This window comes from Bacillus sp. NMCN1 (assembly GCF_002998085.1).
In the GTDB taxonomy this organism is placed as follows: Bacteria; Bacillota; Bacilli; order Bacillales; family Bacillaceae; genus Bacillus.
On record NZ_PVQL01000001.1, the window covers coordinates 335,097 to 354,393 of the forward strand.

Sequence of the window (19,297 nt, forward strand, 5' to 3'; positions counted from 1 at the left end):
AATAGGCAGATAAAAAGCCAGCGTGTAGAACAAGCTGTTCTACACGCTGGCTTTTTTAGTGGATGAACGCCGAATCGGCAATGTGCAGCATCTAAAAGAGCCGCCAGATTTAATGATTTCTGAAAAATCCACTTCAATGACAGTGTATCCGTGAACGGTTAATGCAGCATTTGTTTGTTGATTGATGGGCAGACTGATCACTTTTTTCTGTCCAATGGACAAAACGTTTGGTCCGAGTGTGAATTGCTCTTGTTCGCTTATTTCAATCAGATCATAATGCGTTTTGAGCAGGTGAAGATCTTCTTTTTTGAACGCTTCAGGATAAATCAATATCTCATCATGAGACAGAATATTCATCACACAATCGAGATGCAAAATGTGAGGAGGAAGATGAATGGGAATGATGTCATGATCAGGCAGTTCTTTTTTGAGCTGATGGATAGCAGATGGGTTTGTTCTTTTGCTCGTTCCTACAAATACGCGAGTTTGATCCACAAGCACATCGCCGCCTTCAATCGTTCCATTTGTCAGTGTGACAGTTTTCCACCCTTTTCCCTGTGCCCACTCTTTTAACAATTGTTCTTCCCCTTGCCGGACCGGGGCGGCCATGCTTGAAACAAATAGTGTATGTCCAATCGTAAACCCAATATCCCGAGTAAAGACTTGCTCAGGAAAGCGGTCATTTGCCGGAAGCATGATGGGGCGTACTTGATGGTTCTTTAGGGTTTGGATCAATTGCTTATGCTGAGCAACGGCTTTCATTTGCGAAATATTTTCTCTCGCAAAATGTTTCTGGGTTTCGTTGATGATCTGTTTGATTTCCATATAGATGGGACTGCATAAAAGGACTTCTTGTAAATCGTCATATTCACTCATGCATTGCGGCATTTTGTGTATTTGTTCTGCTCTCATAGAATCCATCAAATGGCCTCCTTGTTTGTTCATAGTTCTATTATTCCTCGTTCTAGTCATAGTTGAAACATTTCCGAAAGAAAATCTCTCACAAGAGAGTAAAGCAAAAAGTTTAGACAAACCTAAAAGAATAGTGTTTAATAAAAGTCGTTCCGCATTCACGAAAACAGCAAGAAGGAGCTATGATGATGAGTGAAGAAAATTTCAAATACTGCAAGGAATCGAAAGTTGTGAAAACCAGCAGGGTATTTCCTCTCGATACGAATAACCACCAAACTTTATTTGGCGGGAAATTAATGAGTTATATAGATGACATTGCCTCCATCTCGGCAGCAAGGCACAGCCGCAGTGAAACGGTCACAGCGTCGATGGATTCTGTTGACTTTTTAGAGCCGATAGGACAAAAAGAATCAGTATGCTTGGAATCTTACGTGACATGGGTTGGCACGTCTTCCATGGAAGTGTTCGTCAAAGTCATGAAAGAAAACTTGATGTCTGGAGAGCGCAGACTCGCAGCGACTTCATTTCTCACATTTGTCTCGTTAGATGAAAACGGAAAGCCAAAACGAGTTCCACAAGTCGTACCGGAAACAGAGGAAGAAATCATGCTGCATCAAACAGCAAAACAGCGGGCAGAAGAAAGAAAAAGCCGCCGAAAGCATAGCAAGGCGCTGGCTGACGCACTTGGGACAGATAAACCATGGGCGTAAAAAATCACCCTTTAAGCGGTGGTTTTTTTCTAGGACGGTATCTTGCATGACAAGATAGTGTGTGATAAGATGATGCTATCTTGTGATGCAAGGTACTGGAATCGGAGGAACAAAGATGACAACATCCACACAAATGCTAAAAGGAATTTTGGAAGGCTGCCTGCTGTCGATTATTTCTGAGGGTGAGATTTATGGGTATGAAATGACGAAGAAGCTCGCTCATTATGGATTTGATCAAATTAGTGAAGGAAGTATTTACCCGATTTTGCTGCGTATGCAAAAGGAACAGCTCGTGACGACTGTCACAAAATCATCAGCAAGCGGGCCGAAAAGGAAATACTATACGCTCACACAAGCTGGAGAACAAGCGCTCACAGAGTTTATTACCCGCTGGAGTGAGCTTTCAAAAAATGTAAACCGCTTATTACAAAAAGGGAAGTGAGATTATGGTATCAAAAGAAACAAGACAAATCCTACTAGAGCTGAAATTCTATCTCATATCAAAGGGGAAAAATGAGGACGAAATTGATGAACTGATGGATGAACTGACAACACACGCGGTTGAGGCTGAAAAAGATGGCAAAACAGGGGAGGCTGTGTTTGGCACAGATCCGCGGGGCTACGCTGATGAACTTGCAAAAGAGCTGTCAGGACACCATAAAGACTGGGTTCCCTTCGTCAGTGCCTTTTTAATCGGGTCACTCTTTTACATGATTTTATCAGATGCGATCAGTCAAAGCTTATCCTATTCTTGGTATGCCTTGATTGGCTACCCGTTCATTTTAGTGGCCAATGTCATCATGACAATTGTGATGTTTAGAGCGTCTGCCTTTCAGACTAGCCGCAGGGCATTCCTTTACTTTTGGATCTTAGGAATCTTTCAGCTGACTGCGATGGTCACAATCAAACTATTGGATCAAAAGCTCGGCACACCATTGCTTGTGCTGACCTCAGGTCAAAGATGGGGCGTCATCCTGCTTATGCTGTTATGTATCATTGTTTTTAATGCAATCTTGAAGGCAAATGTCGTTTCATTGATTCCAATCATCTTTTTCGGACCGCAGCTCATATTCGAATGGCTTGGATGGACATCACCAAGCGTGCTTCTGCTGCAAAGTCTACTCTCGGTTGTGATCTTAATCGGGCTTATGCTCATGGTCTTACGCCGGGCGAACAAGAAAAATGAAAACACGATGTAAAAACAGAGCACATCCTATAATCCTATACGATGTGCTTTTCTTTTTCTAAAAAAATGTAGAAATGGTATCTTGTTTTTCATTACAATGGGAAGAGGACAAAAATGAAAAGGGGTTCTGTGCTTGGATATTTTATGGGGATATGTACTAGTGTTTGTATTGGCTGCTTTGCCTTTTTTTGAAGTGGTAGGTGTTGTTCCACTGGCTATTTTAAGTGGCATGCATCCTGTACCGACAGCAATTATTGGATTCACCGGCAATTTTTTGACCGTTTTACTTCTCATTGTTTTCGTAGACCGGTTTAAAGCATGGCGGTTGAAGAGAAAAGAGGACAAAAGTGATGAAAAAGGAGAAAAAAAGCAGCTGCGAGCCAGAAAAATTTGGGAACGATATGGTCTCCCAGGATTAGCGCTTGTCGGTCCTTTTATCATAGGCAGTCATTTAGCGGCGTTTATGTGCATGAGCTTTGGAACGAAAAGAAAGCAAGTCGCTGTGTGGATGACGGTTAGTTTAATGATGTGGACAGCGCTGGCAGCTAGTTTAACCGGTGCGGGCTTCCATTACTTTGCCCCGGATTCAAATGGATTGTTCGGAGATATTTTTAGTCAGTAAGCGAGGTGAGGATGATAAATGAAACATCAAACACGGACAGTGCTTGAAACAGAGCGCCTTAGACTGAGAACGATGAATGAACAGGATGCGCCATTTTTATATGACATGTTGTTTCAAGATGAAGAAGTGATGAAGTATTATCCTTCCTTAAAAGATGAACAGCAGACGAAAGAGTGGATTGCATGGAATCAAAAGAATGACCGCATGTATCATACCTCTTTGTGGATCATTGAAGATAAAGAAACGAATGAACCACTTGGACAAAGCGGGATTGTTCTACAAAACATCGAAGGACAAACAGAACTTGAAATCGGCTATATGCTTAAGAAAGCAGCGTGGGGAAATGGCTATGCTGCTGAGGCCGCAAAAGGCTGTCTCACCTATGGCTTTGAAGAAATGAAGGTTAGACGAATGGTGAGCTTAATTCGCCCGGAGAATGAAGCATCTGTAAAGGTCGCTTTAAAAATGGGGATGAAAAAAGAAAAAACCATTTCAAAATGGGACCAAATCATTGATGTATACAGCATCACCCGTAACGAAGAAAACGGCTCGCTTACCGAATAAGCAGAGCCGTTTTTTCTTTTATATACGCTGTTCTAGCTGAAGCAAATATTTCTTCCGTTCAACCCCGCCGCCGTAGCCTCCGAGTTCACCACTTGTTTGAATGACGCGATGGCATGGAATGATAATCGCTAATTGATTGGCACCATTTGCATTACCAACCGCCCGGACCAAATGCGGATCGCCTAGCATCATAGCAAGCTCTTTGTAAGAACTTGTTTCGCCTGATGGAATGCGCGTGAGTAGGTCCCACACCTTCATTTGAAATGGAGTGCCATGTAAGGAAAGTGGTACTGTAAACTGCGTGAGTTTTTTCTCGAAATATAAGGTCAATTCCTTTGCTAATTGCTGATGGACGTTTGTTTCCCCGAATAAAATGCGGGCATGATGCTTTTTTCTCATGTTCTCAATTTCCTTTTCGAGTCCCCGCCTGTCCATAAATTCCAGTAAGTACACATGCGTCGCATCTGTCACGCTGATCATCCGCCCGATCGGTGTAGAAATAAAATTGGCGTGGAGAATCTTGGTTTGCGCCTTTTTTGGGGGATTTCCCATAATTTTCGTAAATGCATCATTGAAGGCACTCGAAGATTCATAGCCCAAGGCGACCTGCTGATCAATCACTTTCTTTCCATTCAGAATTTCTTTAAAGGCAAGTCCCATGCGGCGTGATCTCGCATATTGAACAAAGGTCATGCCATAGATTTCTTTGAATTTTCGCCGTGCCGTTGCAGAGTGAATGCCTAATTGACGAAAGTCTTCTTCTTTCCAGCGTTTTTCAGGGTTTGTTTCAACTGCTGAAACGAGCGTTTTGACTTCTTCCGGAATGCTGTTAGGGTATGTTAATGGTGTGCAGCGCTTGCACGGGCGATATCCTGCTAGCAGTGCTTCCTCTGCTGTAAAGAAAAACTCACAGTTTTCATATTTTGGCTTTCTAGCGGTACATGTGGCATGGCAGAAGATACCGGTGGTCTTAATGCCGGCAAAGAAGGTACCGTCATATTGCGGGTTCTTGTCAACCAGTGCTTGATAAAATTCATGTTTCTGTTCTTCGGTTATCATCATACGATCCACCTCTTGGTTTCCTATAAAATGTGATTCAGCGTACTTTGTGCAGGTAAACAAAGCATCATCTTGGATCGTTCATCACAACAATCTTATTTCATTATATCAGCGATGTGATCGTTCCTCTGTCTATCATTTAGTATACGCCGGTCCCATATCATTTCTTTCGAAAAATGAACAAGTATATTTGAAGAGGGAGAGCAAACTGGTAGACCGGCATATCGGGGTGTGATAAGATTTTTAATACAGAATCTGCTCTAAGTCAGGTCTGTATATCATGAATTGGTTTTCTAGGGTTCCGTGCGCTGGTGCAGTCTGGACCGAGAGAAAACACATAGGGTCTTAGAAGAGGCCATATGGACACGGAGGGATAAAAGCCCGGGAGATTTGATCAAACGATCGGTTTCCAGGCTTTTTTTATTGGTTGGAATCGTTCAGAAAGGAGAAGATCAGATGAAATGGGGAAATGTCTTTATTGCGGCCATCTTTGAAGTCGGCTGGGTGATGGGGCTGAAATATGCCCACTCGCTCATAGAATGGGGCGCAACCATCGTTTGTATTATCGTGAGCTTTTATTTACTCATGAAAGCAACAAATGTACTGCCAGTTGGCACACTTTATGCCGTTTTTACCGGGCTTGGAACAGCAGGTACCGTCCTCATAGGCATGGTGCTTGGTGAGCCGGTTCAGCTTGTCAAACTGCTTTTGATTGTGATGCTTTTGTGCGGAGTATTAGGACTGAAGCTGACAACAGGTGAAAAGAAGGGAGAGGCTGAATCATGAGCTGGCTTTTACTTATTGGAGCAGGCATCTTAGAAATGCTTTGTGTGACCATGATGAACCAATTCCAAAAAGACAAGCATGTCAAATGGATTTTATTCATTGCAGCAGGTTTTTCGATGTCCTTTCTGATGCTGTCTCTTGCAATGAATACGATTCCGATGGGAACGGCTTACGCCATTTGGACTGGAATCGGAGCTGCTGGAGGCGCAATGGTCGGTATGCTGTTTTACGGAGAGTCGAAAGACGCAAAACGTATTTTCTTCATCGCACTGATTTTATCTGCGGCAGTAGGATTGAAAATCATTGAATAAGAAAAGGCTGGCAGATAGATGCCAGCCTTTTGGTTACATCGAATGATGATTGGAATCGTTTTCATTTTTGCGGTAAAGCTGGCTCACAAGCAGAAAACACACACCAAATGTGAGAAAAGGAATGAGTCTTTCACCGGCTATAAAAAGGGAAATACCTGTGATCAGACAAACGATGCCGAGCCAAAAGCTCACTTTACCAAACAAAGTCATACTTATCATCTCCATCACTCCTTTTATGATAAAAGGTCTATTCACATTATATCACGCCAGGTGCAGAATTGAATGAATATTCAATAAAAAATAGGGCTCTACATTGCTTTTTCTCTTTCCAGTCCAGTATAATATTTCATTAGAATGAAAACGTAAATGAGGTCATGATACATGAGAACTTTGATAACAGAGAAACTTGAGTTACACAGACAAAAGCATGAGCAAAAAGGCAGATTGCTTGCCAGCTGCCCGGATCAGCCTGGAATTGTATCAGCTGTTTCTTCCTTTTTATTTGAGCACGGAGCGAATATCATTGAATCCAGCCAATACACAACAGATCATGAAAGCGGCCGGTTCTTTTTAAGAATTGAATTTGATTGGAAAGACATCTCGGCAAATATGGATCAGCTGAAGCATCAGTTTGAGCCAATTGCAGCATCATTTCAAATGACGTGGAGCATGTCGCGTGCAAGTGAGCTGAAAAAGCTGGCGATTTTTGTGTCAAAAGAGCTTCATTGTTTACATGAGCTGCTATGGGAATGGCAAAGCGGAAATGTGATGGCTGAAATTGCGGTCGTGATCAGCAATCATGAAACGGCAAAAGATACAGTTGAAGCGCTTGGAATCCCGTACCATTTTGTGAAGGCAAACAAAGACATTCGCAAAGAAGCGGAAAAACAGCAGCTCGCATTATTAGAAGAGTATGATATTGATGCCATTGTGCTTGCTAGGTACATGCAAATTTTAACGCCTGAATTTATTGAACAGCACCCGAACAAAATCATTAATATTCATCATTCCTTCCTGCCAGCGTTTATTGGTGCGAACCCATACAAGCGGGCATATGAGCGGGGGGTCAAATTAATTGGTGCGACTTCTCACTATGTAACAAATGATTTAGACGAAGGGCCGATCATTGAACAGGATATTGAGCGGGTAGATCACCGGGATGATGCAGAGGCACTAAAGAATATTGGTCGTACGATTGAACGAAGTGTACTTGCACGTGCTGTCAAATGGTATTTAGAAGATCGTATTATTGTTCATGAGAATAAAACGATCGTGTTTAATTGACCGCTTGACTTTTCTGAAGCAATTGGTGATAATATAAAAAAATTAACGAGCGTTGAAAAGGAATAGTAAGCAGGAACTGATGCGTAAAGAGAGCAAATGACATGCTGAAACATTTGCCGCAGACAGCTGCTGAACCTGCCCTTTGAGCCTTAGAGGAAAAATCTAAGCGCGTGCCTGGCGTTACAGGAGTTGAGTGGAATAAGCAGACGCATGTTTATTCAATGAAGGTGGTACCACGGAAAATCCCTTTTCGTCCTTTACATAAGGAGAAAAAGGGATTTTTTTGTGCCTAAAGGTATAGCGGAGGGAATCAATAATGAAAAAGCAAAGGATCGTCATCAAAATTGGCAGCAGTTCATTAACAGAGCAAAAAGGAGCCATTGATGAACAAAAAATGCAGGATCATGTGAAAGCGATAGCAAAGCTGAAAGAGGCAGGGCATGAAATCATTTTAATTTCGTCAGGAGCCGTTGCAGCAGGATTCGGCAGCTTAGGGTACCCATCAAGACCTGTGACCTTAAAGGGGAAACAGGCAGCAGCAGCGGTTGGTCAGAGCTTGTTAATGCAGAAATATACAGAACTATTTTCACAGTTTCACATGACTCCTGCACAAATGCTTTTAACCCGTAATGACTTTTCAGATCGAACAAGATATCGAAATGCTTACGCAACGATGATGGAGCTGCTGGAAAGAAAAATATTACCAATTATCAATGAAAACGATTCAGTTTCCATTGAGGAGCTTACCTTTGGGGATAATGACATGCTGTCAGCTCTTGTCAGTGGATTAATTCATGCAGACCAATTGATCATCTTAACAGACATTAACGGAATTTATAATGCAAATCCATATGAGCATCCTGAGGCGAAGCGTTTTGATGTATTGACACACATTTCAGAAGAATTGTTTTCATATGCGAAGAGCACTGGTTCAAAAGTGGGAACAGGCGGGATGAAATCAAAGCTGTCTGCTACACAAACGGCACTTTCACTAGGCGTGAAAGTCTTCATTGGCACAGGTACTGGTGAAGATAAGCTGCTTCATATTCTAGCGGGTCAAGGAGACGGAACGTATATCGGTGAACAGGACTTATCAGCCGTCAACAACCGCCGTCAATGGATTCAATTCCATTCACCTGTCTCTGGGAAAATCATGATAGATGCAGGAGCGGAAGCGGCAATTTTGCATAATGGCAGAAGCCTTCTTCCGGCTGGAGTCATTGATGTCGCTGGTGACTTTTCTAAAGGAGAGGTCGTTGAAGTGGTCGGTCCGAACGGATTAGTGGGTAAGGGACAAACGTTGTACGCATCCGATGAGCTTCTCGGCATTAAAGGGATGCGAAGTGATGAGCTTTCAAATGAGAAGCCTGAAGTCATACACAGAGATCACTGGGTACAGCATGTACAAAACTGAGGAGGGAATACGATGAATGAAGTTGTTGAAAAAGCAAAAAAAGCAAGTACAGCCAAAGATAAGCTGCTGCTAAAAACGACGGAGCAAAAAAATGCTGCTTTACATGCCATCGCAAATGCACTAAAAGCATCTTCCGCTTATTTATTGGAGGAGAATAAAAAGGATGTACAGGCTGCCGAGGAAAAGCAGTTCACACCTTCTGTCATTGACCGGATTACTCTTACAGAAGAGAGGATTGAAGCCATCGCAGACGCTACTCTTCAGCTGATTCACTTAAAAGACCCAATTGGTGAAACATTAGAAACCATTCAAAAAGAAAACGGTCTGTTCATCGAAAAGGTGCGTGTGCCTCTCGGAACGGTTGGAATGATTTATGAAGCAAGACCAAACGTGACAGTAGATGCTGCCACCCTTTGCCTCAAAACTGGGAATGCTGTTATTCTTCGCGGTAGCTCCTCTGCTATTCATAGTAATAAAGCGATTGTCAAGGTGATCCATGAAGCGCTTCATACAACGGATATTCCAGTAGACAGTGTGCAATTGATTGAAGATACAGGTCGTGAAACGGCGAAAACGCTGTTCACTTTAAATGAATATCTGGATGTCCTCATTCCGCGCGGCGGGAAAAATTTAATTGATCTTGTCGTGAGAGAGTCTACCGTGCCAGTGCTTGAGACAGGTGCAGGGAACTGTCATATCTACATTGATGAAACAGCGAAAAACGAAATGGCTGAGCAGATTGTGCTGAATGCTAAAACCCAAAGGCCATCTGTTTGCAACGCGATCGAGAGCATCGTCATTCATGAAACATGGGCAAAAACATATGGTGCTTCGTTATTTGAAGCCCTCCACGTAAATGGGGTAGAGATACGGGGAGATGAAGCTGTATGCGCCCTTGCGCCTAGTGCTTCACTAGCGACCACAGAGGACTATGAAACGGAGTTTTTAGCGCCGATTGTCAGTATTAAAATCGTAGAGACCATAGAAGAAGCGATTCAGCATATTCAAACGTATAGCTCCAAGCACTCTGAAGCGATCATTACGGAAAATGATCAGCATGCTTCACTGTTCTTAACAGCTGTCGACGCTGCCGCTGTCTATCATAATGCCTCTACTCGGTTCACAGATGGCTTTGAATTTGGCTACGGAGCGGAAATAGGGATTAGCACACAAAAACTGCATGCAAGAGGACCCATGGGTCTGCCTGCTTTAACCTCTGAAAAGTTTGTCATTCGTGGTCAAGGACAAATAAGAGAATAACAAATTCAAAAGAGAGTCTTGTGACAATAGGCTCTCTTTTTCCTTTCATTTTTGTATTTCTTCGGTCAAGTATGATAAAATATGGTAATGTTTTATATTTTGAGAAGATTGGAGAAGGCAACGTATGGCGAAAATCATTCCCTCTTCGGATATTGGAGTGAAAATCAACAAGTGGTATGAATTGATCCGCAGATTTGATTCAGAACAAGCAGAACAATTAAAGCAGGAAATTCGCACCTCTCTTGATTCAATGGAAGAAGATCAGAATTTGCTTCTCTATTTTTCTTTAATGGAATTTAGGCATGAGGTCATGCTCGATTATTTAAAGCCATTAAAGGAAGGAAAGCTTCGCGCCAACTTTTCCGAGCTTTCGAAAGAAATAGATGAGCATCAAACACATGTCACAGGCATGCTTGAATACTACTATCATTTTTTCAGAGGCATGTATGAATTTGGCCGTAGGCAGTATATTGCTGCCATCTCGTCTTATCAAAAGGCAGAGCACAAGCTTTCTTTTGTGTCAGATGATATTGAACGTGCGGAATTTCATTTTAAAATGTCAGAAATATATTATCACATGAAACAAACACATATTTCGATGCACCATGCCAAACTGGCGCTGGATGTCTATATTCAGCATGAGCTATATGCGCTTCGCACGATCCAGTGCGAATTTATTGTGGCCGGTAACTATGATGATATGAGAAGGCATGAAAAGGCATTACCACATCTCGAGAGAGCACTTGCGAGATCAAGAGACTTTCAGAATGTGCGTTTTATTGCTTCCTCTTTGTTTAATATGGGCAACAGTTATTACCGTATGGGAGATCTTGACCGCGCACTCGAACTAATGAAAGAATCCATCTCGTTATTTGACCAAAATCAATCCGATCACCTTCGTCGATCTATAGACCCTCTTTATACTGCCGCTCAGATATTATACAAACAAGGTAAACACGAAGAAGCCTTATACTACAGAGAAGAATGTATGAAACGAGCAGAAGCACTTCAGGATGACATTCATATTCAGAAGACGATATTTTTAGAAGCATTGTATTTAAAGCAAGATGCGGTGCATATTAAACGAATTTTTCATTTTTTAGAGTCTGCCTATGCATATCCAGATATAGAGGAGCTGGCATTAGACACCGCAAAGTATTATAATGAAATGGAGGATTATGAAAAATCTTCCATGTTCTACGGAGAAGCGGAACATGCTCGAATCTATATTCAGAGAGGGGATTGTTTATATGAATTTTAAAAAATGGACAGTCGTCTGTACAAGCATCACCATCCTGGCATTATGGCTGGCAGCACCAAATGCCGACCCGGATAACAGAAACCATACGCTAGAACAACCAAATGCGCAATATGACATCATCTAAAAGCCCTTATTAAAGGGCTTTTTTACTGTCTAAAAATGAATCTGCGTGACATGCTCATAAAAGAGAGGCGAGAAGGAAATCTTAAAAAAAGAGTGTTTATTCATTGACTCTACAATTTAAATTGCGTACAATTAAATTGTGGAAAATATTATTGGAGAGAAAGAGGGTTATATTCATGTCAGATGTTTTATTTACTGCAACGGTATCAGCTGTCGGAGGAAGAGAAGGAAAGGTTGTTTCAACCGATGGTGTGCTTGAGCATGATGTAGCAATGCCTGGAACACCAAGAGCGAAAAAAATTGAAAAAGCAACAAACCCAGAGCAATTATTTGCAGCAGGCTACTCTGCATGTTTTGATTCAGCCCTTCAAATGGTCGCAAGACAAGAGCGTATCCGTTTTGAAAGTGAAGTAACAGCACATGTGAGCTTAGTGAAAGATAGTTCAGATGGCGGCTTCAAACTAGGCGTTAAGCTAGAAGTAAAAGGAACTGGAATCGATCAATCAGCATTAGAAGAGCTTGTTCATAAAGCGCACGGCGTATGCCCATATTCAAAAGCAACTCAAGGAAATATCGAAGTAGAACTAGTAGCTGTCGCACAATAATTGACATCATAAAAGGCTGAGGGGAATGTTCCCTCAGCCTTTTGGTTGTGTTAATTTTTGCAAAAGCTCATGCAAAGAGGCGCGCAGCGTTTTTAACTCTTCTTCCGATCTGCCTGTCCCAGACAGCATATGAAATGGAATCGCAGTAGCCTTCTCTTTTAGTTGTTCGCCATAGTCCGTTAAACGAATTTGCACAGAACGTTCATCCTCTTTCGAGCGCTCGCGGATGATGAGTCCGTTTTGCTCCATCCGTTTCAGCATAGGTGTGAGTGTACCGGAGTCTAAATATAGAAGCTCTCCCATCGTTTTCACATTTAATGTCCCATGCTCCCACAATAAAAGCAGTGCCAAATATTGCGGATACGTAATGTCTAACTCTTCTAGTAATGGTTTATACTGCTTCGTCATCTCTCTTGAACTTGCATATAACAAGAAACAAAGCTGATTTTCCAGCTTCATATGCTCGAATTCATTTGTCATGTCAGTCACCAACTATTTTTTGTCATACTTATCATTGTATAAGATTTTCTTCCTTTTTAAAATAAATACAGCCCAAAAATGAAAAATTCTTTAATATGCGATAAATGTTTGAGAAATGGATAGAACGTGAAAGGAATAAATAGATAAAGGAGGAGATGAAGATGAAACCATTATTCACAGCAAAAGTAAAGGCGCAGCATGGAAGAGCTGGACATGTTCGTTCAGAAGATGGTGTGCTCGATCATAACATTGTCATGCCTAATGCAAAGAAAGACGGAGAAACTGGTACGAATCCAGAGCAATTATTTGCAGCGGGCTATGCAGCTTGTTTCGGAGGGGCACTTGAACAAGTAGCGAAAAAGCAAGGGGTAGACATTGAATCAGAAGTAGAGGGACATGTCAGCCTTTTAAAGGATGAAAGTGATGGCGGCTTTAAGCTTGGTGTCAAGCTGATTGTATCTGCAAAAGGCCTTGACCATGACAAAGCGAAAGAGCTTGTCGAAGCTGCGCATGAATTTTGTCCATATTCAAAAGCAACAAGAGGAAACATCGAAGTTGAGCTTGAAGTGGCTGAATAAAAAAGATTTTCTATCACGCTGAAAAAAAGATACACCTGCTGATGAGCGCAGGTGTCTTTTTTTAATATTCTTTCTTTTGTTCGTATGTTTCCCAAGCTTCAAACGGTGCAAGGTTTTTTTGAAGTGTCAGCTGGTAAAATGGAATATTTCTTGATTCGTAATCCTTGTTGATTTCTTCATAAATAAACGAGTCATCAAAACCAGAAGTCGCTGCATCCTGATGTCCAGCAGCAAAATACACCGCTTTTGGTCTAGCCCAGTAAATAGCTCCAAGGCACATCGGACAAGGCTCACAGCTTGTATATAAAATACAATCTTCTAATTGGTATGTATTCAGCGTCTGGCACGCCTTTCGAATGGCTGTGACTTCAGCATGTGCAGTTGGATCATTCGTTGTTGTCACATTGTTGCTTCCCTCTGCAATAATCTGTCCATCCTTGACAATGACTGCTCCAAAAGGGCCGCCAGTACCACTATTGACTCCTTCTACTGCAAGATCAATTGCGCGTTGTAAAAAATCTTCGTGATTCATTGTCTTCCTCCCTTTGTTCGACTGACTTCTCTAGTATAAACGAATCATGCTAGAAAAGGAAACATCCTAGTAGATGGTCAAGTAGGACAATCTGCGCATAAAAACCCCCGCCATGTTCGGCAGGGGAGAGGGAATCAATTATGCATGCTGCGCCAGCTTTTTACGAGCGACTTCAGCAGCCGTCACCATGTTTTTCAAAGCAGCAATGGTTTCAGGCTCTTGTCTCGTTTTTAGACCACAGTCGGGATTCACCCAGAAGCGATCTGTTGGACATACGTTCAGCGCATCATCAATGATTTGACTCATTTCTTCGACAGATGGAACGCGCGGGCTATGGATGTCATATACACCAAGTCCAAGTCCTTTCAAATACGGGTGCTTCTCTAGGTAATCAAGGAATCCACCATGACTGCGTGAATGTTCAATAGTGATCACGTCGGCATCAAGGTCTTCGATCGTATCGACAATATCCTCGAAGTTACTGTAGCACATATGTGTATGAATTTGCGTTTCATTTTGAACAGATGATGTTGATAGACGGAACGACTCTGCTGCCCAGTTTAAATATTCTGCCCAATCACTTTCTTTGAGCGGAAGACCTTCTCTTAGCGCAGGTTCATCCACTTGAATAACTTGAATCCCTGCTTCCTCTAACGCTTCTACCTCTTTACGTAATGCGAAAGCGATCTGGAAGGCAATGTCTTTTCGGGAGATATCTGTTCTTGGGAAAGCCCAGTTTAAGATGGTGACAGGACCTGTCAGCATTCCTTTGACCTTTTTCTCCGTTAAGCTTTGTGCATAAACCGTTTCTTTCACGGTCATTGGCGCTGTAAACTCGACATCTCCATAAATGATTGGCGGCTTTACGCAGCGTGAGCCGTAGGATTGTACCCAAGCAAATTTCGTAAAGGCAAATCCGGCTAGCTTTTCACCAAAGTATTCAACCATATCTGTCCGCTCAAATTCTCCATGTACGAGAACGTCCAGGCCAATTTCCTCCTGATTATCAATCCATCTTTTTGTTTCTTTCTTAATAAATTCATCATACTCGGCATCTGTCCACTCATTTTTACGCCATTTTTGACGAGCGCTGCGCACTTCAGCAGACTGCGGGAAGCTGCCAATCGTTGTTGTTGGCAAAAGCGGAAGTTCAAGAGATTCGTTTTGGATACGAAGACGCTCTTCAAAAGCTGCTGGACGTTTAAAGTCTTTCGATGAAAGATTGTTGCGTTCTGCTGTGAAATCCGCATTGGTTCCTTTTGCAAATTCTTTTAAAGTAAGAAGTGCTTGCGTGGCTTCATTGATGTCCGCATCAATCGCAGCGGCTCCTTTTGTTAAGCCTTCTTTTAATGTTGTTAATTCAGCCAGCTTTTCAGTGGCATAAGACAGTCCGTTTAATAGTTTTTCTTCAAGCTGTTCGCTTGGGTGTTTTGCAACTGGCACATGCAGCAAGCTGCTTGATGGCTGCAGCCATACTTCCTTCGGCTGAACGTCAGCAATGACTTCAGAAATGAATGACAATCTTTCACCAAGATCTGATCGCCAAATATTTCTTCCATCAATGACACCTGCTGCTAAAATTTTATCTTTCGGGAAGCCATGCTTTTTCACTTGATCAAGATTGCGCCCTTGATCATGGACAAAATCAAGACCGATGGCTTCAACAGGATATGTGACAAGCTCTTCATAGGCATCTACTGAATCAAAGTATGTTTGAAGAAGAATGTTTAAGGCAGGTACGTCTTCTTTAATCGTTTGATAGATTTCTTTTACGGCTTTCACGTCTTCATTTGAAGCGTTGACAAGTGCTGGCTCATCAATTTGAACCCATTTGACGCCGGCTTCTTCAAGTTCTTTTAAAACCTGAGTATAAAGCGGGACGAGACGCTGCTGAATCTCTTTTACTTCATTTGGTTCATAGCCTTTAGAAAGTGAGACAAATGTATAAAGACCAAGTACAACAGGTTTTGTTTCAACACCAAACGCTTTTTTCACCTTTTCGTAAGCTTCAAGCGGTTTGTTATGTGTGAGTTTGAATTCGGTGCTTTTTTCGTATTCTGGTACGATGTAGTGATAGTTTGTATTAAACCATTTTGTCATTTCACTTGAGACAGCATCTTTTGTTCCTCTTGCCATCGCGAAGTATGTATCTAGCGGGTCTTTTAAGCTGCGGAAGCGCTCTGGAATCCAATTAAACATGACAGCAGTATCGAGCACGTGATCGTAGAAGGTGAAATCTCCAGAAGGAACAACATCAATTTGTTGGTCAATTTGAGTTTTAATAGCAGTTAAAAATTGTTCATCCAGTGTGCTTAAGAGGGTTTCGCGGTCTGTTTGACCTTTCCAATAAGACTCAAGTGCTTTTTTCCATTCTCTGTTTAAACCAATTCGCGGAAAACCTAGATTACTTGTTTTAACAATTGTCAATTCCAATTCCTCCTCTAAATATAAAAAGACATTTACACTCATAGTGGAGATTGATGAGGGCAAATGTCTGGTTTAAAAAGACAAAATGTGTGTGCGAAATAAGGCGTGAGCATAACTGACGCTTTTTTCCGACATCTCCTATCAACCGTAGGGGGTTTGATGTGATAGAGCGGCTGGTATCCTGGCTGGTGAATCTGCAAGCTTTTCATCCTTCCCATCCTTATGACAGTGGATTCATGAGAAAAGCTCTCCTCACTCACAGTGGCGGGACCGCGCCGGATTTTCACCGGTCTTCCCAATTAAAATTCGACGTATGATCGAATTACCGACTCTCAAACTATGAATTTATTGTGTTCGATTATATAACGTCCATTTCATTTCGTCAAAGTAAATTTTGAATAATTTTAATTAAAAAAATCCTGAGAAAATTCTATCTATTCTCAGGACCTCTATTCAAGCTATAGAGATAAAAGATCTGCTTCCAATGTTTTTTCTAAAAGGACATCAGGCGCAGTTAAATATAAAAATCCATTTCCGACGAGGGCTTTAGACTGCTTCAGTGGAAGGGTTCTTCTGACAAGCTGAGCATAGACCTCAGGCTCTGTCAGCTTGCGCTGGAACGCTTCTTCTTCAGCATTTTTAATAATGGCTAGTGCACCGCTCACGTGAGGGGCAGCCATTGAGGTGCCTGTGAGTCTACCATATTTATGGTTAGGGAGAGTGGATAAAATGTCTTCTCCTGGAGCGACGAGGTCGATTTCTTTATTGGCATTGGAGAATTCAGAGGATTCTCTTGCAAGGGAGACAGAGCCGACGGCAATGACTTCATTGTATGCTGCTGGGTAGGAGAATTCTTCTGTACGCTCGTCCCCGTCCCCTTCATTTCCTGCTGCACACACAACAAGTACACCGCTTTTCACCGCGTTTTGAATGGCTTGCTGCAAGGCGGGCTCATTGCTTGGACCACCGAGAGACATGGAGATAATATCCACCTTCTGCTCAGCGGCATAGTTGATGCCATTAATGATCCATTCGTATTTCCCGCTGCCATTTTCACCGCCAAGAACTTTCACGATCAGCAGCTTGGCTTCAGGGGCAACCCCTAGAATTCCGCCATTTTGATCTGTTGCTGCAATCGTTCCTGCTACATGGGTACCATGCCCATTGTAGTCTTTTACATTTTCAGCATCTCCATTGTCATCATCGGTAAAGTTCTTGCCTCCGATAATCTGATCTTTTAAGTCGGGATGCTCTGTGTCACAGCCTGTATCAAGGACAGCAATGGTTATGCCTTTTCCTTTGAAGCCACTTGACCAAAGTTCGGGTGCTTTAATCTCCTGAATACTTTCCGGCGTCTCTTTCGCTTCCATCACATTGGCTTTTACTTCATACGGAATTAAGCGAATTTCACCTTTCATAAGAAAGCCCTCCTTATTTTGTTTTCAAAGTAGATTCAGGCTGCGTAATGTTATTGTATAAAAGATACTTTTGATCGGAAAGGGTCAATTGTAATAATTTTTCAAATAATCAATCTATTATCAAAAGTGCAGTTCTCCTCACTTCTTGATGAAAAAACTCAGCTTTTGAGGAAAACTCTTGATATCATATGAAAAAGAAGGAAATGCTGCATAGTGAGGTTGCACCTGTACAGATGAAAATGGGTGAAAAGAACTAACAAAGACTATCTTGCTAAACAACAAAAATAATTGATAGGTGAGTAGTGAGGAGAAGGGGAACGAGAAAAAACATTTTCCCCAAAAAATATTTCCTCTCTAGTATTCGCTTCATGAACAGTTAGGTTAACAGCAAACTCATAATGATCTGTTCACCGTTTGGACCGGCTTTTCTTCTACGAGTATCCTGAAAGCCTACTTGTGAATACAGAGTCTGAGCAGGGATATTTTGATGATTCACAGCCAGTACGATCTCGTTATAGGTAGGAAATTCAGAGGTGACGAATTGTTTTAATAACGACATGGCTTGTTTGGCATACCCTTTTCTTTGCTGCGTTTGATGAATAGATAATGAAGTTAACAACAAAGCGTGTGGGTTATTTGAATAATCCTTAACACGATCTGTGGCATTTAATACAAAGAAGCCAACCGATTCCTTTTCATTAAGGATGACAATTCTGTATTGTCCTTCAGTGAACTCAAAATATTCACTTGGTAAAGCAGTGAATTTTGCTTGTTCTTTGTCTAGATCAAAAGACTTTAAGGCCTTTATATATGTCTTTGAAAAGTGTGCTAATGTGATGTTTTGATTTCTTGTCATGAAGTGATGTTCCTCCTTTCTTTTCTATAAATGAGCAAAAAAAGCATAACCTATATTATATGTAAGGTGATATTATCTTGATTATAGAACGTATGTTCCTTTAGGTCAATATAAGTTCCTTTCTTTTGAAAAAAAGACGTGAAGATTGTGACTGTTCCAAATGGGAAAGGCAACATATAATAAGTGAAAGACAAGCTTGCCTTTCAGATAGGAGAGATAGAGATGAACAAAGGGAAGATACTCGTAGTCGAAGATGAAAAGAAAATTGCAAGGGTGCTGTCACTAGAGCTTGAATATGAAGGATATGAGGTGACAGTCAAAGAGACAGGAATGGATGGACTCCAGGCTCTTGAAGAGGAAAGCTTCGATTTGGTGCTGCTTGACGTCATGCTTCCAGAATTAAGCGGTCTTGAAGTGCTGAGAAGGGTTCGAAAGACAAATACAGCCACACCTATTATTTTGATAACAGCAAGAGGGAGTGTGCCTGATAAAGTAAGCGGCCTCGATCTTGGGGCGAATGATTATATTACAAAGCCTTTTGACATAGAAGAATTATTAGCGCGAATTCGTGCGCAGCTAAGGTTGAATATAAAGGCGCAAGAAGAAAAGGAAACAGAACTTAGCATAGCAGATTTGACCGTCAACGAGAAAACAAGAGACATACAAAGGGCCGGTCAAATGCTTGAGCTCACACCGAGAGAATATGACCTGCTTGTCCACTTGCTGAAGCATCAGCAGCAAGTGCTTACAAGAGATCAGCTTTTAACAGCCGTTTGGGGCTTTGATTATTTCGGTGACACAAACGTAGTGGATGTCTATATTCGTTATTTAAGGAAAAAAGTCGATTACCCATTCGAAAAACAGCTGATTCACACAGTGAGAGGTGTGGGTTATGTGATGAAAGGATAA

General features: G+C 41.8%; 23 protein-coding genes, 2 riboswitches and 1 other annotated feature. Of the genes, 15 read left to right on the top strand and 8 right to left on the bottom strand.

Translation table 11 applies throughout. The features are described 5' to 3' along the window. Positions 1 to 39: 39 nt before the first annotated feature. The gene (locus C6W21_RS01825) at positions 40 to 921 is read right to left on the bottom strand and encodes a dimethylarginine dimethylaminohydrolase family protein (protein ID WP_106049088.1); all 882 of its coding nucleotides are present in this window, start codon (positions 919 to 921) and stop codon (positions 40 to 42) included. 179 nt (positions 922 to 1,100) lie between these two features. Here C6W21_RS01825 and C6W21_RS01830 point away from each other — a divergent pair, with 179 nt between their 5' ends. The 5 genes from C6W21_RS01830 (at position 1,101) to C6W21_RS01850 (ending at position 3,994) form a co-directional block, all read left to right on the top strand. Further along, a complete protein-coding gene (locus C6W21_RS01830; RefSeq protein WP_060596084.1) occupies positions 1,101 to 1,622 on the top strand; it encodes an acyl-CoA thioesterase in 522 nt (173 codons plus the stop codon). Positions 1,623 to 1,737: 115 nt separating this feature from the next. Then, positions 1,738 to 2,064 (top strand): PadR family transcriptional regulator, encoded by a 327-nt coding sequence (locus C6W21_RS01835; RefSeq protein ID WP_106049089.1) that lies wholly within the window; start codon positions 1,738 to 1,740, stop codon positions 2,062 to 2,064. 4 nt (positions 2,065 to 2,068) lie between these two features. Beyond that, the gene (locus tag C6W21_RS01840; protein WP_106049090.1) at positions 2,069 to 2,821 is read left to right on the top strand and encodes an HAAS domain-containing protein; all 753 of its coding nucleotides are present in this window, start codon (positions 2,069 to 2,071) and stop codon (positions 2,819 to 2,821) included. A gap of 120 nt (positions 2,822 to 2,941) precedes the next feature. Next, positions 2,942 to 3,430 (top strand): small multi-drug export protein, encoded by a 489-nt coding sequence (locus tag C6W21_RS01845; protein WP_106049091.1) that lies wholly within the window; start codon positions 2,942 to 2,944, stop codon positions 3,428 to 3,430. An 18-nt stretch (positions 3,431 to 3,448) separates the two neighbouring features. After that, positions 3,449 to 3,994 carry a GNAT family N-acetyltransferase gene (locus C6W21_RS01850; RefSeq protein ID WP_106049092.1) on the top strand — a complete coding sequence of 182 codons (546 nt, stop codon included), beginning with the start codon at positions 3,449 to 3,451 and terminating at the stop codon, positions 3,992 to 3,994. 18 nt (positions 3,995 to 4,012) lie between these two features. On the opposite strand, the gene C6W21_RS01855 is transcribed toward C6W21_RS01850, so the two are convergent. Then, on the bottom strand, positions 4,013 to 5,056 hold the full coding sequence (locus C6W21_RS01855; protein WP_106049093.1) for a bifunctional transcriptional activator/DNA repair enzyme AdaA: 1,044 nt from the start codon (positions 5,054 to 5,056) through the stop codon (positions 4,013 to 4,015). Between the two features lie 279 nt (positions 5,057 to 5,335). Further along, a riboswitch (guanidine-I (ykkC/yxkD leader) is annotated at positions 5,336 to 5,443 on the top strand. Between the two features lie 66 nt (positions 5,444 to 5,509). Here C6W21_RS01855 and C6W21_RS01860 point away from each other — a divergent pair. Then, positions 5,510 to 5,839 carry a DMT family transporter gene (locus C6W21_RS01860; RefSeq protein WP_106049094.1) on the top strand — a complete coding sequence of 110 codons (330 nt, stop codon included), beginning with the start codon at positions 5,510 to 5,512 and terminating at the stop codon, positions 5,837 to 5,839. After that, the gene (locus tag C6W21_RS01865; RefSeq protein ID WP_012009690.1) at positions 5,836 to 6,150 is read left to right on the top strand and encodes a DMT family transporter; all 315 of its coding nucleotides are present in this window, start codon (positions 5,836 to 5,838) and stop codon (positions 6,148 to 6,150) included. Before C6W21_RS01860 ends, C6W21_RS01865 begins: the two co-directional genes overlap by 4 nt. Before the next feature lie 33 nt (positions 6,151 to 6,183). On the opposite strand, the gene C6W21_RS01870 is transcribed toward C6W21_RS01865, so the two are convergent. Beyond that, the gene (locus tag C6W21_RS01870; protein WP_106049095.1) at positions 6,184 to 6,369 is read right to left on the bottom strand and encodes a hypothetical protein; all 186 of its coding nucleotides are present in this window, start codon (positions 6,367 to 6,369) and stop codon (positions 6,184 to 6,186) included. Positions 6,370 to 6,531: 162 nt separating this feature from the next. Between C6W21_RS01870 and purU the strand changes: the two genes are divergently transcribed. The 6 genes from purU to C6W21_RS01900 all read left to right on the top strand — a co-directional run bounded on the left by purU (position 6,532) and on the right by C6W21_RS01900 (position 12,097). Further along, complete coding sequence (gene purU / locus C6W21_RS01875) at positions 6,532 to 7,434, top strand: formyltetrahydrofolate deformylase (protein ID WP_106049096.1); 903 nt, start codon at positions 6,532 to 6,534, stop codon at positions 7,432 to 7,434. Between the two features lie 43 nt (positions 7,435 to 7,477). Next, positions 7,478 to 7,695, top strand: a binding site (T-box leader). 55 nt (positions 7,696 to 7,750) lie between these two features. Further along, positions 7,751 to 8,848 carry a glutamate 5-kinase gene (gene proB / locus C6W21_RS01880; protein ID WP_106049097.1) on the top strand — a complete coding sequence of 366 codons (1,098 nt, stop codon included), beginning with the start codon at positions 7,751 to 7,753 and terminating at the stop codon, positions 8,846 to 8,848. A 12-nt stretch (positions 8,849 to 8,860) separates the two neighbouring features. After that, positions 8,861 to 10,108 carry a glutamate-5-semialdehyde dehydrogenase gene (locus C6W21_RS01885; RefSeq protein ID WP_106049098.1) on the top strand — a complete coding sequence of 416 codons (1,248 nt, stop codon included), beginning with the start codon at positions 8,861 to 8,863 and terminating at the stop codon, positions 10,106 to 10,108. A gap of 124 nt (positions 10,109 to 10,232) precedes the next feature. Further along, positions 10,233 to 11,369: a Rap family tetratricopeptide repeat protein gene (locus C6W21_RS01890; RefSeq protein ID WP_106049099.1), complete on the top strand. Its 1,137-nt coding sequence runs from the start codon at positions 10,233 to 10,235 to the stop codon at positions 11,367 to 11,369. Further along, a complete protein-coding gene (locus C6W21_RS01895; protein WP_106049100.1) occupies positions 11,359 to 11,493 on the top strand; it encodes a phosphatase in 135 nt (44 codons plus the stop codon). Before C6W21_RS01890 ends, C6W21_RS01895 begins: the two co-directional genes overlap by 11 nt. Before the next feature lie 175 nt (positions 11,494 to 11,668). Next, the gene (locus C6W21_RS01900; RefSeq protein WP_106049101.1) at positions 11,669 to 12,097 is read left to right on the top strand and encodes an organic hydroperoxide resistance protein; all 429 of its coding nucleotides are present in this window, start codon (positions 11,669 to 11,671) and stop codon (positions 12,095 to 12,097) included. A gap of 33 nt (positions 12,098 to 12,130) precedes the next feature. Here C6W21_RS01900 and C6W21_RS01905 read toward each other — a convergent pair whose 3' ends face one another. Continuing rightward, the gene (locus tag C6W21_RS01905; RefSeq protein WP_106049102.1) at positions 12,131 to 12,577 is read right to left on the bottom strand and encodes a MarR family winged helix-turn-helix transcriptional regulator; all 447 of its coding nucleotides are present in this window, start codon (positions 12,575 to 12,577) and stop codon (positions 12,131 to 12,133) included. Positions 12,578 to 12,738: 161 nt separating this feature from the next. On the opposite strand from C6W21_RS01905, the gene ohrB reads away from it, so the two are divergent. After that, a complete protein-coding gene (gene ohrB / locus C6W21_RS01910; RefSeq protein ID WP_106049103.1) occupies positions 12,739 to 13,155 on the top strand; it encodes an organic hydroperoxide resistance protein OhrB in 417 nt (138 codons plus the stop codon). A 61-nt stretch (positions 13,156 to 13,216) separates the two neighbouring features. On the opposite strand, the gene guaD is transcribed toward ohrB, so the two are convergent. The 4 genes from guaD to C6W21_RS01930 all read right to left on the bottom strand — a co-directional run bounded on the left by guaD (position 13,217) and on the right by C6W21_RS01930 (position 18,388). After that, on the bottom strand, positions 13,217 to 13,687 hold the full coding sequence (guaD, locus tag C6W21_RS01915) for a guanine deaminase (protein ID WP_106049104.1): 471 nt from the start codon (positions 13,685 to 13,687) through the stop codon (positions 13,217 to 13,219). A 138-nt stretch (positions 13,688 to 13,825) separates the two neighbouring features. Then, positions 13,826 to 16,114: a 5-methyltetrahydropteroyltriglutamate--homocysteine S-methyltransferase gene (gene metE / locus C6W21_RS01920; RefSeq protein WP_106049105.1), complete on the bottom strand. Its 2,289-nt coding sequence runs from the start codon at positions 16,112 to 16,114 to the stop codon at positions 13,826 to 13,828. Between the two features lie 154 nt (positions 16,115 to 16,268). Continuing rightward, a riboswitch (cobalamin riboswitch) is annotated at positions 16,269 to 16,460 on the bottom strand. 112 nt (positions 16,461 to 16,572) lie between these two features. Then, positions 16,573 to 17,532, bottom strand: a complete 960-nt coding sequence (locus tag C6W21_RS01925) for a S8 family peptidase (RefSeq protein WP_106049106.1) — start codon at positions 17,530 to 17,532, stop codon at positions 16,573 to 16,575. A gap of 376 nt (positions 17,533 to 17,908) precedes the next feature. Continuing rightward, positions 17,909 to 18,388 (bottom strand): GNAT family N-acetyltransferase, encoded by a 480-nt coding sequence (locus C6W21_RS01930; RefSeq protein ID WP_106049107.1) that lies wholly within the window; start codon positions 18,386 to 18,388, stop codon positions 17,909 to 17,911. Positions 18,389 to 18,610: 222 nt separating this feature from the next. Here C6W21_RS01930 and C6W21_RS01935 point away from each other — a divergent pair, with 222 nt between their 5' ends. Next, on the top strand, positions 18,611 to 19,297 hold the full coding sequence (locus tag C6W21_RS01935; protein ID WP_034662974.1) for a response regulator transcription factor: 687 nt from the start codon (positions 18,611 to 18,613) through the stop codon (positions 19,295 to 19,297).

Bases quoted from the DNA above. Each gene is read 5' to 3' on its own strand.
- C6W21_RS01900 (WP_106049101.1), top strand. From the start codon at position 11,669: ATGTCAGATGTTTTATTTACTGCAACGGTATCAGCTGTCGGAGGAAGA.
- C6W21_RS01865 (WP_012009690.1), top strand. From the start codon at position 5,836: ATGAGCTGGCTTTTACTTATTGGAGCAGGCATCTTAGAAATGCTTTGT.
- C6W21_RS01840 (WP_106049090.1), top strand. From the start codon at position 2,069: ATGGTATCAAAAGAAACAAGACAAATCCTACTAGAGCTGAAATTCTAT.
- C6W21_RS01895 (WP_106049100.1), top strand. From the start codon at position 11,359: ATGAATTTTAAAAAATGGACAGTCGTCTGTACAAGCATCACCATCCTG.
- C6W21_RS01925 (WP_106049106.1), bottom strand. From the start codon at position 17,532: ATGAAAGGTGAAATTCGCTTAATTCCGTATGAAGTAAAAGCCAATGTG.
- C6W21_RS01860 (WP_106049094.1), top strand. From the start codon at position 5,510: ATGAAATGGGGAAATGTCTTTATTGCGGCCATCTTTGAAGTCGGCTGG.
- C6W21_RS01835 (WP_106049089.1), top strand. From the start codon at position 1,738: ATGACAACATCCACACAAATGCTAAAAGGAATTTTGGAAGGCTGCCTG.
- C6W21_RS01890 (WP_106049099.1), top strand. From the start codon at position 10,233: ATGGCGAAAATCATTCCCTCTTCGGATATTGGAGTGAAAATCAACAAG.
- ohrB (WP_106049103.1), top strand. From the start codon at position 12,739: ATGAAACCATTATTCACAGCAAAAGTAAAGGCGCAGCATGGAAGAGCT.
- C6W21_RS01870 (WP_106049095.1), bottom strand. From the start codon at position 6,369: ATGATAAGTATGACTTTGTTTGGTAAAGTGAGCTTTTGGCTCGGCATC.
- C6W21_RS01885 (WP_106049098.1), top strand. From the start codon at position 8,861: ATGAATGAAGTTGTTGAAAAAGCAAAAAAAGCAAGTACAGCCAAAGAT.
- C6W21_RS01825 (WP_106049088.1), bottom strand. From the start codon at position 921: ATGGATTCTATGAGAGCAGAACAAATACACAAAATGCCGCAATGCATG.
- C6W21_RS01830 (WP_060596084.1), top strand. From the start codon at position 1,101: ATGAGTGAAGAAAATTTCAAATACTGCAAGGAATCGAAAGTTGTGAAA.
- guaD (WP_106049104.1), bottom strand. From the start codon at position 13,687: ATGAATCACGAAGATTTTTTACAACGCGCAATTGATCTTGCAGTAGAA.
- C6W21_RS01905 (WP_106049102.1), bottom strand. From the start codon at position 12,577: ATGACAAATGAATTCGAGCATATGAAGCTGGAAAATCAGCTTTGTTTC.
- C6W21_RS01855 (WP_106049093.1), bottom strand. From the start codon at position 5,056: ATGATGATAACCGAAGAACAGAAACATGAATTTTATCAAGCACTGGTT.
- C6W21_RS01935 (WP_034662974.1), top strand. From the start codon at position 18,611: ATGAACAAAGGGAAGATACTCGTAGTCGAAGATGAAAAGAAAATTGCA.
- proB (WP_106049097.1), top strand. From the start codon at position 7,751: ATGAAAAAGCAAAGGATCGTCATCAAAATTGGCAGCAGTTCATTAACA.
- C6W21_RS01850 (WP_106049092.1), top strand. From the start codon at position 3,449: ATGAAACATCAAACACGGACAGTGCTTGAAACAGAGCGCCTTAGACTG.
- C6W21_RS01930 (WP_106049107.1), bottom strand. From the start codon at position 18,388: ATGACAAGAAATCAAAACATCACATTAGCACACTTTTCAAAGACATAT.
- purU (WP_106049096.1), top strand. From the start codon at position 6,532: ATGAGAACTTTGATAACAGAGAAACTTGAGTTACACAGACAAAAGCAT.